Annotated in this window: 13 protein-coding genes and 1 tRNA gene; 13 read left to right on the top strand and 1 reads right to left on the bottom strand. The window is 71.7% G+C overall.

Translation table 11 applies throughout. From position 1 onward, the window contains the following. Nucleotides 1–113 precede the first annotated feature (113 nt). The 5 genes from proB (at nt 114) to ACZ4TO_RS12870 (ending at nt 5,253) form a co-directional block, all read left to right on the top strand. Nucleotides 114–1,220, top strand: a complete 1,107-nt coding sequence (gene proB / locus ACZ4TO_RS12890) for a glutamate 5-kinase (RefSeq protein WP_382782459.1) — start codon at nt 114–116, stop codon at nt 1,218–1,220. Nucleotides 1,221–1,483: 263 nt separating this feature from the next. Beyond that, nucleotides 1,484–1,942 (top strand): hypothetical protein, encoded by a 459-nt coding sequence (locus ACZ4TO_RS12885; protein WP_382782776.1) that lies wholly within the window; start codon nt 1,484–1,486, stop codon nt 1,940–1,942. 61 nt (nt 1,943–2,003) lie between these two features. Next, the gene (locus ACZ4TO_RS12880; protein ID WP_382782456.1) at nt 2,004–3,290 is read left to right on the top strand and encodes a glutamate-5-semialdehyde dehydrogenase; all 1,287 of its coding nucleotides are present in this window, start codon (nt 2,004–2,006) and stop codon (nt 3,288–3,290) included. Nucleotides 3,291–3,444: 154 nt separating this feature from the next. Then, complete coding sequence (locus ACZ4TO_RS12875) at nt 3,445–4,059, top strand: SCO2584 family spore wall biosynthesis protein (RefSeq protein ID WP_382782453.1); 615 nt, start codon at nt 3,445–3,447, stop codon at nt 4,057–4,059. Nucleotides 4,060–4,182: 123 nt separating this feature from the next. Next, nucleotides 4,183–5,253, top strand: a complete 1,071-nt coding sequence (locus tag ACZ4TO_RS12870; RefSeq protein WP_468024160.1) for an SCO2583 family membrane protein — start codon at nt 4,183–4,185, stop codon at nt 5,251–5,253. A gap of 143 nt (nt 5,254–5,396) precedes the next feature. Here the strand turns inward: ACZ4TO_RS12870 and ACZ4TO_RS12865 are convergent, their stop codons facing one another. Further along, on the bottom strand, nt 5,397–6,554 hold the full coding sequence (locus ACZ4TO_RS12865) for a M48 family metallopeptidase (protein WP_468024159.1): 1,158 nt from the start codon (nt 6,552–6,554) through the stop codon (nt 5,397–5,399). A 70-nt stretch (nt 6,555–6,624) separates the two neighbouring features. Here ACZ4TO_RS12865 and ACZ4TO_RS12860 point away from each other — a divergent pair, with 70 nt between their 5' ends. From ACZ4TO_RS12860 to ACZ4TO_RS12825, 8 genes are all read left to right on the top strand, one after another. After that, nucleotides 6,625–6,816 carry a hypothetical protein gene (locus ACZ4TO_RS12860; protein WP_382782791.1) on the top strand — a complete coding sequence of 64 codons (192 nt, stop codon included), beginning with the start codon at nt 6,625–6,627 and terminating at the stop codon, nt 6,814–6,816. 127 nt (nt 6,817–6,943) lie between these two features. Further along, nucleotides 6,944–7,105 (top strand): hypothetical protein, encoded by a 162-nt coding sequence (locus tag ACZ4TO_RS12855; RefSeq protein WP_355774590.1) that lies wholly within the window; start codon nt 6,944–6,946, stop codon nt 7,103–7,105. A gap of 233 nt (nt 7,106–7,338) precedes the next feature. Continuing rightward, nucleotides 7,339–7,905 carry a nicotinate-nucleotide adenylyltransferase gene (nadD, locus tag ACZ4TO_RS12850; protein ID WP_382782773.1) on the top strand — a complete coding sequence of 189 codons (567 nt, stop codon included), beginning with the start codon at nt 7,339–7,341 and terminating at the stop codon, nt 7,903–7,905. Between the two features lie 17 nt (nt 7,906–7,922). Continuing rightward, a complete protein-coding gene (locus ACZ4TO_RS12845) occupies nt 7,923–9,734 on the top strand; it encodes an LCP family protein (protein WP_468024158.1) in 1,812 nt (603 codons plus the stop codon). Between the two features lie 126 nt (nt 9,735–9,860). Continuing rightward, nucleotides 9,861–10,304, top strand: coding sequence for a ribosome silencing factor (gene rsfS / locus ACZ4TO_RS12840; protein WP_382782441.1), 444 nt, complete (start codon nt 9,861–9,863; stop codon nt 10,302–10,304). Continuing rightward, nucleotides 10,301–10,984, top strand: a complete 684-nt coding sequence (locus tag ACZ4TO_RS12835; RefSeq protein ID WP_382782437.1) for a histidine phosphatase family protein — start codon at nt 10,301–10,303, stop codon at nt 10,982–10,984. The genes rsfS and ACZ4TO_RS12835 overlap by 4 nt, the downstream gene beginning before the upstream one ends. A gap of 117 nt (nt 10,985–11,101) precedes the next feature. Next, nucleotides 11,102–11,174: transfer RNA gene (locus ACZ4TO_RS12830), tRNA-Ala, on the top strand. Nucleotides 11,175–11,820: 646 nt separating this feature from the next. Beyond that, nucleotides 11,821–12,054, top strand: a complete 234-nt coding sequence (locus ACZ4TO_RS12825; RefSeq protein ID WP_355774604.1) for a hypothetical protein — start codon at nt 11,821–11,823, stop codon at nt 12,052–12,054. Nucleotides 12,055–12,372 lie beyond the last annotated feature (318 nt).

Raw genomic sequence — 12,372 nt, 5'->3', positions numbered from 1 at the left:
GGAGGGCACCCTCTTCGCGTAGATTGCGGGGCGGGGCACCGGGACCGACGCGAGGGGACACACCGCAGGTGGCAGCGGCAAGGCAGACCGAGACGCACGCCGACAGGGACGCTGTGGCGCAGGCTCACAGGATCATCGTCAAGGTGGGATCCTCCTCCCTCACCACCGCCTCCGGCGGCCTCGACGCGGACCGGGTCGACGCCCTCGTGGACGTCCTCGCCAAGGCGCGGGACGGCGGCGAGAAGGAGATCGTCCTCGTCTCCTCCGGCGCCATCGCCGCGGGCCTCGCGCCGCTCGGACTGCGCCGCCGCCCCAAGGACCTCGCCCGCCAGCAGGCGGCCGCCAGTGTCGGCCAGGGCCTTCTGATGGCCCGCTACACCGCGTCCTTCGCCCGCTACGGCATCCGCGTCGGACAGGTGCTCCTCACCTCCGACGACACCAGCAGGCGCGCCCACCACCGCAACGCCTCGCGCACCCTGGACAAGCTCCTCGCGATGGGTGCCCTTCCGGTTGTCAACGAGAACGACACGGTGGCCACGGACGAGATCCGCTTCGGCGACAACGACCGTCTCGCCGCCCTCGTCGCCCACCTCGTACGCGCCGACCTCCTGATCCTGCTCTCCGACGTGGACGGCGTCTACGACGGGGACCCCGGCAAGCCCGGCACCTCGCGGATCGCCCAGGTGCGCGAGCCCGGGGACCTCGCCCACGTCGAGATCGGCAGCGCCGGCAAGGCGGGCGTCGGCACCGGCGGCATGGTCACCAAGGTCGAGGCCGCCAGGATCGCCGCCGCGGCCGGCATCCCGGTGGTGCTCACCAGCGCCGTCCACGCGGCCGACGCCTTCGCGGGCCGGGACACCGGCACCTTCTTCCACGCCACCGGCAAGCGGTCGGCCGACCGGCTGCTGTGGCTCCAGCACGCCTCCACGCCGCAGGGCGCGCTCGTCCTGGACGACGGCGCCGTCCGCGCGGTCGTCGAGCGGCGCACCTCGCTGCTGCCCGCGGGCATCGCGGGCGTCGAGGGCGAGTTCACCGCGGGCGACCCGGTCGAACTGCGCGACGGCACGGGCCGGGCCGTCGCCCGGGGGCTGGTGAACTTCGACGCCAAGGAGATCCCCCAGCTCATCGGCCGCTCCACCCGGGAGCTGGCGCGCGAGCTTGGCCCCGCCTACGAGCGCGAGGTCGTGCACCGCGACGACCTCGTCCTGCTGAACCCGTAGGCCCAGACCGGGCGCTCGTGAGACGCGCGTCCCGGCCGGCGGATGCAACGGCGGCCCCGTCCGCCCGGCATCCGTACCGGTGTCCCAGGCGCCCCCGCCGGAACGCCTGTCCACTACATCCGTAAATGGCCGAATCCCCCGCCCCCAGCGGTGGACGTTCCGTAAAACCGCCACACGGCGGCTTCTCACCTGCTCAACTTTGTGGCAGGGAGAGTCCGGGATTCGGTACGACCATCGGGTGAAGGAGGCCGTTCGTGAGACGAGTGCGCCCTGGGGTGGCGGCGTCCCGCGGTGGTCCCGCCTCCCGCGCGGTGGGCGAGGAGCGGGCCCTGACCAGCGTCGCCGCCGGCGACACCTACGGCGGCGAGCAGCCCGCCGACCAGCCCCGGCTCTGGCACGTCACGCTGAGCGTGTCGGGCGGCGAGGCCCCGCTGGGCGAGGTGCGGCGCGGTCTGGAACAGCTCGCCCACGACCACCCCTTCCTCCTGACCAGCCGGTACGCGGGCGACCACGCGGAGATCCGCTACTGGGAGGAGGCCCGCGACCTGCACGACGCGGCGGCCGTCGCGCTGCGCCTGTGGGGCGAGCACCGCCAGACCGCCAAACTCCCGCCCTGGGAGATCGTCGGCCTGGAGGTCATCGACCGCGAGACCTACCACCAGCGGATCGCCGAGGGATACGGACCGCTGCCCGCGACCCCTGTCGGGGTTCATCCCTTTTGAGGCCGTCTCGCCGAGTGGGACGACCGCCGGACCGGCCCACCGGGCGCACTACCCTTCCTCCATGACCACGCTCTCGCCGTACGACTCCATGTCCCCGGTGGCCCAGGCCGCCTATCGCGCGAAGTCCGCCGCCGCCGACCTGGCGCCGCTGCCGCGGGCCGAGAAGGACGACGCGCTGCTCGCGATCGCGGACGCGCTGGAAGTCCGTACGAGCGAGATCGTCGCCGCCAACGCCAAGGACATCGCCAAGGCCCGCGAGGCCGGGACCAGCGAGAGCATCATCGACCGGCTCACGCTGACCCCCGAGCGGGTGCGCGCGATCGCCTCCGACGTCCGCGACGTCGTGGCGCTGCCCGACCCGGTGGGCGAGGTCGTCCGCGGCTCGACCCTCCCGAACGGCATCGACCTGCGCCAGGTCCGCGTCCCCCTCGGTGTGGTCGGCATCATCTACGAGGCCCGCCCGAACGTGACCGTCGACGCGGCCGCCCTGTGCCTGAAGTCCGGCAACGCGGTCCTGCTGCGCGGCTCGTCCTCCGCCTACGAGTCGAACACGGCCCTCGTACGGGTCCTGCGCGACGCCGTGGGCGGCGCCGGACTGCCCGCCGACGCGATCCAGCTCGTCCCCGGAGAGGGCCGCGAGTCGGTCCGCGAGCTGATGCGCGCCCGCGGCCTGGTCGACGTCCTCATCCCGCGCGGCGGCGCCTCCCTGATCCGTACGGTCGTCCAGGAGTCCACCGTCCCGGTCATCGAGACCGGCACCGGGAACTGCCACGTCTACGTGGACGCGCAGGCCGACCTCGACATGGCCGTCGACATCCTGATCAACTCCAAGGCCCAGCGGCCCAGCGTCTGCAACGCCGCCGAGACCCTCCTGGTCCACCAGGACATCGCCGCCGACTTCCTGCCGCGCGCCCTGGACGCCCTCGCGGACGCCGGGGTCACCGTGCACGCCGACGAGCGCGTCCTCGCCTTCGCCGAGGACTCCAAGGCCACCGTCGTGGAGGCCACGGCGGAGGACTGGGACACCGAGTACCTCTCCTACGACATCGCGGCGGCCGTCGTCGACTCGCTCGACAAGGCCGTGTCGCACATCCGGCTGTGGAGTTCCGGCCACACCGAGGCCATCGTCACCACCTCGCAGCAGGCCGCCCGCCGCTTCACCCAGCTCGTCGACTCCACGACGGTCGCCGTGAACGCCTCGACCCGCTTCACCGACGGCGGCCAGTTCGGCTTCGGTGCCGAGATCGGCATCTCCACGCAGAAGCTCCACGCGCGCGGGCCGATGGGACTGCCGGAGCTGACGAGCACCAAGTACATCGTCACGGGCGACGGCCACATCCGCCGCTGAGACGAACGAAGGGGGCGCGCGGGCGGCGTGGCGCCGGGCGGCGGGGCGCGCGCCGGACGGTTCACGGCCCGCGGTCCACTGAGGCGCTGTCCCTCCGGCGGACGAATTTCCGTACCGTCTGCCCAAATTGACCCCTCAGGTCTACTCTGGATCCGTGCCGGAGGACGTGGGGGGCACGCCGTTCCCTGACGGCTGGGAGCCCGACGACGACCACGACCGCGGGGGTGCGGACGAAGAGTTCGCCTCCGTGGTCTTCGACGAGGACTTCGTACGGGCGGCGGCGTTCCACGAACCGACCGCCGTGGAGCGGCTGCTCGCGGCCGCCCAGGCCCGTGCCGAGGCCTCCGAGGCCGAGGCGCGCCGGGCGCGCACCCGCGGCGCACGAGGCGACGACGAGCGCTACGACGACGGCTTCGGCCCCGACGACCACGGCGACTTCGCGCACGATCCCGACCTGGACGACCCGGACGACTCCGAGGTCCTGGAGGGCCGCCACGGCTTCCCCGGGCTGTACGGCCGGTCCTACGGCAAGCAGACCCGCTGGCACCGCCCGGTGGCCTGGCTCCTCGCCCTCGTCATGGGCATCGGCATGGTCGCCCTCGCCTTCACGGCCGTCTACCGAGGCGCTTCCTCCGGCAGCCGGGACCAGGTCCCCTCACCCGCCTCCTCCGGCCTCGAACAGAGCCGGGAGAAGGTCACGGGACCGGGCCCCGCCACCTCCGTCGGCCCGCCCCGGCCGGCGGTGTCCGCGGTGCCGCGGACCCCCTGACACGGGTCCGCCCGCCGAAGCGCCGACCTCCGTCACACAACGTGATCGGCCTGGTGGGAACCTGTCAGAACTTGTCGCGCACCACAGCGTTTACCGGAGCCCCGGGAGACCTACTCTGAAGGTATGGGCGGGCCTGGAGACCCACCTGAGGGGACACCCGAGGGTGCTCCCGCCGGTGGCGAGGACGAGTACCGATCCGTCGTCTTCGACGAGTCGTTCGTCCGCGCTGCCCGCCTCCAGGAGTTCTCCGCCCAGGAACGCATGGCCGACCACAGCCCGGCCGTACGCCGCCGCCCGCCCCTGCAGCGCGGGCTGTCCCGGCAGGCACTGATCCTCGTCCTGCTCATAGCCATGGCCTTCGGCACCGCGATCTACATGGGCGTACGCCACCCGTACCCGACGACCCCCGCCACCCGGTCGGCCGAACCCCTGCGCATGACGGTGGTCCCGCTCGCCCCGGGGACCGCGGTCCCCGGCTCGGCCAGCACCGACGCGCTGTACGGCGGCAGCCCCGCGGCCCAGTTCCGTACCGGAGCCGACGGGATCACCATGCCCGCCGTCCGGCGCACCGCTCACTTCTCCGACAGCCAGGTCGTCACCGCCCTGACCACCGCCAAGGACTACCTCGTCGAGTCGTCCCTCGACCCGAGCGTCCTGACCGGGGGCGCCACCCGGCCCGTACGGATCCTGCTCGACCCGCGGCAGCTCGACCAGTTCGACCAGAGCTTCGAGCACCCGGCCGCCGACGGCCGGCACGCCCCGACCGGCTGGCTGATCCGCTTCGACGCGACCCGGACGCAGCTCGCCGACAAGGGGATCCGGGTCCAGGGCACCCTCCAGGCGGCCGAGACCGACGCGAACACCCTCGAGGTCCTCGCCGACCACACCTTCGTCTACGCGCTGAAGCCGGCCGGCGCGAGCGCCCGGGCCCAGGCCTCCCTGTTCACCGTCCGGCGCGAGCTGACCTTCCGCTTCGACCGGGACGACCTGCGGATGCACCAGGCCGAACTGACGGTGTCCTACGTCCAGGCCGGCCCGCTGTCCTGCTCCGACGACTCGGTGAGCCGGCTGCGGCCGCTGCTCGCGGGGGAGACGGCCAAGGCGGGCGGCCCGGCCGGCACCGACCCGTACGCCACCGGCAGCGCCACCGCCGTCTGCGGTTCGCTGGCCAGGAGCGCGCAGCCGAGGCTGTAGCGGGACCCTGGCCGGACAGCCGGACAGCCGGACAGCCGGACAGCCGGACAGCCGGACAGCCGGACAGCCGGACAGCCGGACAGCCGGGCACTCGTGTGGAGAGCCCGGCTGTCCGGAAGCGGTCGGTGTGACCCGGTGGGCGGTCAGTCCCGGTTGTCGGTGTCCTCGCCCTCGGGGCGGTCCTCACGCGGCGCCTGTCCGGCCCCGGTGTCCCCGGTGGCCCCGGCGTCCCCGTCGGCCGTGCCGTCCTTGGGCGTGCCGCCCGCGAAGCCCCCGAAGCCGCGCCGCACCCGGCCCCCGAGGTCGCCCGCGCCGCCCGCGATGTCGCTGACGAGCTTCATCAGCGGGTCCTTGGAGTTCTTCACGTCGCTGGCGTAGCTGGCCGCGGACTGACGGAAGGAGTCCGACACCGAGGTGTCCTTGTCCGCGTCGCGCCGCGGGTAGTGGCCGTCCATGATCCGCTGGTGGTCGCGGGACTCCGCCCACTTCTTCAGCTCGGCCGCGCGGACCGCGGTGAAGGGGTGCGTGCGGGGCAGCACGTTCAGGATCTTGAGCACGGAGTCGCGCAGGTCGCCCGCCGACTCGTACTCCTCGGCCTGCTCCAGGAACGCGTCCACGTTCATCTCGTGCAGGTGGTTGCCGCCCGCGATCTTCATCAGGCCGCGCATCGAGGCCCGCAGGTCCTGGCCGACCAGCAGCCCGGCCCGGTCCGCGGACAGCTCCGACTTGCGGAACCACTCGCGCAGCGCGGTCACGATCGCCATGATCGCGAGGTTCCCCAGCGGGATCCAGGCGACCCGGACCGCGAGGTTGGTCAGGAAGAGCAGGATCGTGCGGTACACGGCGTGACCGGACAACGCGTGGCCGACCTCGTGGCCGATGACCGACCGCATCTCCTCCTCGTCGAGGAGCTCGACCAGCCCGGTCGTCACCACGATGATCGGATCGTCCAGACCGATGCACATCGCGTTCGGCTGCGGGTCCTGGTTCACGTACATCGGCGGGACCTTCTCCAGGTCCAGGATGTAACAGGCGTCCCGCAGCATGTCGTTGAGGTGCGCGAACTGGGCGTCCGAGACGCGCACCGAGTCGGACAGGAAGAGCAGTCGCAGGCTGCGCTCGGGCAGCAGACCGCTCAGTGCCTTGAAGACCGTGTCGAAACCGCTGAGCTTGCGCAGGGCCACCAGGGCCGAGCGGTCCGCCGGGTGCTCGTAGGCCCGGGACGAGATCCCCTCGAAGCGCCTGCGCTGCCTGCTCGGCACGTTCTCGTGCCCGTTCCGCTCGTGGTCGCCGTCGGACATGTGTTCCCCCATGTGCGTCTGAGTGCCCTCTGTGCCCCCAAGGCAGAGCCCAGCCTAGGCGGAGATACCGTTGACGGGCAGTACAGAGAAGGAGTCGTACGACATGGAGCACATCCCCGCAGCCACGTGGCTCACGGAAGCCGCCGCGGCGGCAGACAAGCAGGGTCCGGGCAATCTGCTCCGCGTCGTGCTGGTCGTCATGGTCATCGGCGTGGTCTTCACGGCCTGGTTCCTGCTGCGCGGCTACAAGCGCGACGACTGACGACCGGTTCGCGTCCGACGGCCGGAGCGCCGTCCCCAACGGCGGAGTCGGCGTGTTCGCTCCGTGGGCGCCCGCATACGATGGGCCGACATCTTTATCCCGCACACACTGGATAGGTCCTGCCGAGATGAGCTTCCAGCACACCGCCGCACAGATGGTCACCGTCGTCGCCGAGGGCGAGAACGGGGGCAACCACGAGAGCCTCAGCCCGTACCTGACCGGCGGCGGGGCCCTGTTCATCCTGCTTCTGCTGCTGTGGATCACCACGCGCTTCAACCGCGACCGCTGAGCCCCGAGGGCCCGCTCGGGGCCCCTGTCGGCCGGAGCCCGTCGACCGGGCCGGTAGGGTCTGCACGCATGGGAGAGCAGGACATGCCTACCGGTCCGGCGAGTGACACGGAGAGCGGCGCCGTCGGCGACGCCTCGGGCGGCGCGGGCGCGGCGGCCGGCGGTGCGGCGAAGAGTCCCGTGACCGGCCCCCGCAACGGCCCCTCCAACCCGGGCAAGCGCCGGCTCGGCGTCATGGGCGGCACCTTCGACCCGATCCACCACGGACACCTGGTCGCCGCCAGTGAGGTCGCCGCGCAGTTCCACCTCGACGAGGTGGTGTTCGTCCCGACCGGGCAGCCGTGGCAGAAGACCGACCGCGCGGTCACCCCGGCCGAGGACCGCTATCTGATGACGGTCATCGCGACCGCCGAGAACCCCCAGTTCTCGGTCAGCCGGATCGACATCGACCGCGGCGGTCCGACCTACACGACGGACACCCTGCGCGACCTGCGCGCGCTCAACCCCGACGCCGATCTCTTCTTCATCACCGGGGCGGACGCGCTCGGCCAGATCCTCACCTGGCGCTACACGGAAGAACTGTTCTCCCTCGCGCACTTCATCGGGGTCACCCGGCCCGGTCACACCCTGACCGACCCGGGACTCCCGGAGGGCGGTGTCTCGCTGGTCGAGGTTCCCGCGCTCGCCATCTCGTCCACAGACTGCCGTGCGAGAGTCGCCAAGGGCGACCCCGTCTGGTACCTGGTGCCGGACGGTGTGGTGCGCTACATCGACAAGCGTGAGCTGTACCGCGGCCAGTGAGCCGAGAGGGGCACCCGGTGAACGACCGATACGACGGATACGCGGGCGGCGACCAGCCGTACGAGCTCGTCGGCTACGACGAGTACGGGCAGCCTGTGTACCGGCAGGTCCCGCAGCAGCCCGCCCAGGGGTACGACGGCTACGACGCCCGGCAGCAGCAGGGCTACGGCTACGACCCCTACGCGACGGGCCGTCAGGAACCCGTCCAGCCCTACGACACGGGCCATCAGCAGCCTGTGTCGCCCTACGACACGGGCCAGCAGCAAACGGTGTCGCCCTACGACACCGGCAGGCAGGAGCCCGTGTCGCCCTACGACACCGGTCAGCAGCCGGCCGCCGCCTCGTACGACTCCTTCGACCCGTTCGGCACCCAGACGCCCCGGACCGGCGGGAGCGGTACCACCCAGGCGCCGTACGACGGCTACGGCCGGAGCGCCGACACGGCCGGCGCCGCGAGCACCGGCCGGCAGCCCCGGGTCGCCGAGCAGACCGCCCGCATCCCGCAGCAGGCCGGGCCCGCGAACGACGACGCCCCCGGGACCGACCGGGACTACCGCACCGAGCAGTTCGCCTTCGTCGAGGACCAGGAGACCGAGTCCGAGGACGTCATCGACTGGCTGAAGTTCACCGAGAACCGCACCGAGCGCCGCGAGGAGGCCAAGCGCCGCGCCCGCAGCAGGATCGTCGCCCTGGTCGTCGTCGTGGCGCTGGCCGTGGCCGGTGGCGCGGGCTACCTCTGGTACGCGGGCAAGCTGCCCGGCACCGCCTCGGACGCCAAGCCCGGGGTCACGACGCCCGTCGCCGCGCAGAAGCGCGACGTGATCGTCGTCCACCTGCACAACACCAAGGGCGGCGGCACCTCCACGGCCCTGCTCGTCGACAACACCACCACCAGGCAGGGCACCACCGTCCTGCTGCCCAACTCCCTCGCCCTGACCGACGACGACGGCTCGACGACCACGCTCGCCAAGTCCGTCGACTCGGACGGCTCCTCCGGGACGCGCGACGCCCTCGACACCGTGCTCGGCACCAGCATCCAGGGCACCTGGCGGCTCGACACCCCCTACCTGAACAACCTCGTCGAACTCGTCGGCAACATCGAGGTCACCACCGACGTCGACGTGCCGGACCCGGACGCCAAGAAGAAGGGCGAGGCCCCGCTCGTCAAGAAGGGCACGGACCAGACCCTCACCGGCAAGACGGCCGTCGCCTACGCCACCTACCTGGCCCCGGGCGAGGCCCAGAACGCCCAGCTCCAGCGGTTCGGCCAGGTCATGCAGGGCGTGATGCGCAAGCTGTCCTCGGACAAGCAGGCCGCGACCACCACCGTGCAGACCCTCGCCCAGATCCTCGACCCGTCCCTGACCGACCAGGACCTCGGCGCCTTCCTCGCCAAGCTCGCCGACCTCGCCAAGGGCGGCGACTACAAGACCGCGCTGCTGCCCGTCCAGCAGGACGGCACACTGACCGCGAGCACCTCCGACAGCGTGGTCAAGGACGTCCTGGGCGGTACGGCGAAGAGCCCCGAGGCGGGCTCCGCGGTCCGCGTCGGCATCGAGAACGCCACCGGCCGCAAGGCGGCCACCGGCCAGGCCCGGATCGCCCTGGTCAACGGCGGCTACACGTTCCTGGACTCCGGCACCTCCGCCGCCCGCGGCGTGTCCTCGGTCACCTACGGTGACGCGGCCAAGAAGGAGGACGCGGTCGAGGTCGCCAAGACCCTGGGACTGCCCACCAGCACGGTGAAGAAGGGCAAGACCAACGGCAACGCGGACGTGTCCGTCGTCCTCGGCCAGGACTACAAGATCACCAGCAGCCCGACCGGGTGACCCGCGGGTGACCGGCATCACGCCCCGGGGGTCGCTCCCGGGGCGTGGCCGGAGAAACGCGTGGGGTGTCCTCGGCGGTCCGTGAGACCCTTGAGTCGTAACCGACCGCCGACGGAAAGCCGCGTAGTGACCGCCACGGACCGCTCCATCGAGCTCATCAACACCGCCGCACAGGCGGCCGCAGACAAGCTCGCGCACGACATCATCGCCTACGACGTCAGCGATGTGCTCTCCATCACCGACGCCTTCCTGCTGGCGTCCGCGCCCAACGACCGTCAGGTCAAGTCGATCGTCGACGAGATCGAGGAGCGCCTGAACAAGGAGCTCGGCGCCAAGCCGGTACGCCGCGAGGGCGACCGCGAGGCGCGCTGGGTGCTCCTCGACTACGTCGACATCGTCGTGCACGTCCAGCACAGCGAGGAGCGCGTCTTCTACGCCCTGGAGCGGCTGTGGAAGGACTGCCCGGAGCTCGACCTGCCCGAAGAGGCCAAGGCGACCCGCGGCAAGGCGGCCGAGCACGCCAAGTTCCAGGCCGAGGAGGACTCCGCCGGCATGGAGGAGCTGCGGTGACCGCCGAGGCCCGCGGGGCGGCCGGCGCGACCGAGGCGAAGCCGGGAAGGGGCCGTCGCGTCATCCTGTGGCGGCACGGCCAGACCTCCTGGAACGTGGACCGCCGCTTCCAGGGCTCCACGGACGTCGAGCTGACCGAGACGGGCATCGGGCAGGCCCGACGCGCCGCCCGGCTGCTCGCCTCCCTGAAGCCCGACGCCATCGTCGCCTCGGACCTCAAGCGCGCCGCGGCCACGGCCGCCGAGCTGGCCGTCCTCACCGGCCTCGAAGTCACCCACGACGAGGGCCTGCGCGAGACCTACGCGGGCGTCTGGCAGGGGCTGACCCACGAGGAGATCATCGCCCGCCACGGCGAGCAGTACGCCGCGTGGAAGCGCGGTGAGCCGGTGCGGCGCGGCGGGGGCGAGCTGGAGACCGAGGTCGCCGACCGCGCGGCCCCCGTGGTGCTGCGGCACGCCGACAAGCTCCCGGACGACGGCACGCTCGTCGTCGTCAGCCACGGAGGCACGATCCGCACGACCATCGGCCGGCTGCTCGGGCTGGAGTCCCGGCACTGGGAGAGCCTCGGCGGTCTGTCCAACTGCTGCTGGTCCGTCGTCGGCGAGGGCGTGCGCGGCTGGCGGCTCCTGGAGCACAACGCCGGCACGCTGCCTGAGCCGGTCCTCGGCGACGACGACTGAGGCGCGCCGGGCGGCTCTCCGTCCGGCCGCGGGGGCCCGGAGGGACCGGATTTCACTTTCCGGCAGGTCGCAGGCTAAAGTTCTTCTTGTTCGGCCCGCAGGGCGGGAAGAACGCAAGGGGCTATAGCTCAGTTGGTAGAGCGCCTGCATGGCATGCAGGAGGTCAGGAGTTCAATTCTCCTTAGCTCCACAGACCGACTCTCTCGAGTTGTCGGACAGCGTGATGAAAGATCCCGCTCCCGTATGGGGGCGGGATTTTTCGTTGTTCATCGCCGAGTTGGGGCCGCTTCTCCGAAGAATGTGCCGAAGCGGGCGCAGTTGGGCGGATCGATGCCGAAAGCCGCCTCGTGGACCCGCCGGAGGCGTCGCTCGGGCGGCGGTGGTGACACGGTCGGGCCGCGTGCCCCGTCGCCCCGCTCCCGGGCCGGCGGGTGCCGTGGTCTTGGGCACACTCATCTCGAACCCGCTTGAGTCACTTGGGGTCCCTGGGGCGTATACCTTTGCGGACGCGCTCCTGGCGTGCTCGTATGCGCCGGTCGCCGGAGCCGCACCGGGGGCCCGTGTCCGGACTGGTACGAAGGCGTCGCTGACCGTATTGCTCCGGCCGTGGCAGAATCAAACGGCCGGAAGGGGGCGCGGCCCGACGGGAGGGAGTAGCGATGCCTGCCAGCATCCTCGAGGAGGTCCACGATCTCCTCGGAGCGGCACCGAACAGCATGAAAGCCAACCTCCTTGACTGCCCTTCCTGCGGATCGGTCCACGTTGCCCAGGTTCTCGGTGACAACGGTGGAATCTCTTACGTGTGCACGGCCTGCGGCCACTGCTGGAGCTGACTGATGGGTGCGCACAGGCGGAAATGCGATTGGTGCGGCAGTGGTACGCCGATCGTCCGCGACATGGAGCCGGTCAACCACGACTACCAGTACTGGTGCGAGGAATGCGCGCGGGCGCTGATCATAAAAGGCGACCCGATCGAGACGTACCGCGAGCTGGAGGGCGAGCCGATCTACGCACGGCTCCTCGACGAACTCTGCACCCTCAAGCGCTTCTATTCGTTCGTCACGGCCTGACACCCCGCCACCGCGCGTCCGCGCGAGCGGGGACACGCGCCTCCGTGTGAGCGGGGACACCGCGGCCGCCCCGGAGCGGTCTCCACGCGCCCTCGGCGGGTCTTCGGCGCACCTTTCGCGCCCCGGAGGCCCGCGCGGCCGTCACGAGGCCCGTGAAGCCCGCCAGGAGCCGCGTCCGGAGGCCTTCGGGCATCCACCTTGTCGCGCCCCCGGCCGTGGCGGTGCGGCAGGCGGCCCTGGGCCGTCGCCGGCCGGCGGCTCCAGCTCGTACGAATGCGACATGAAGCCCGAATCGGTACACACGGGAAACGATTTGGT

It is taken from the genome of Streptomyces sp. NPDC028298, assembly GCF_055565895.1.
Note: the sequence above shows the minus strand (reverse complement) of the source record. Positions and strands in the feature narration are given on the sequence as shown.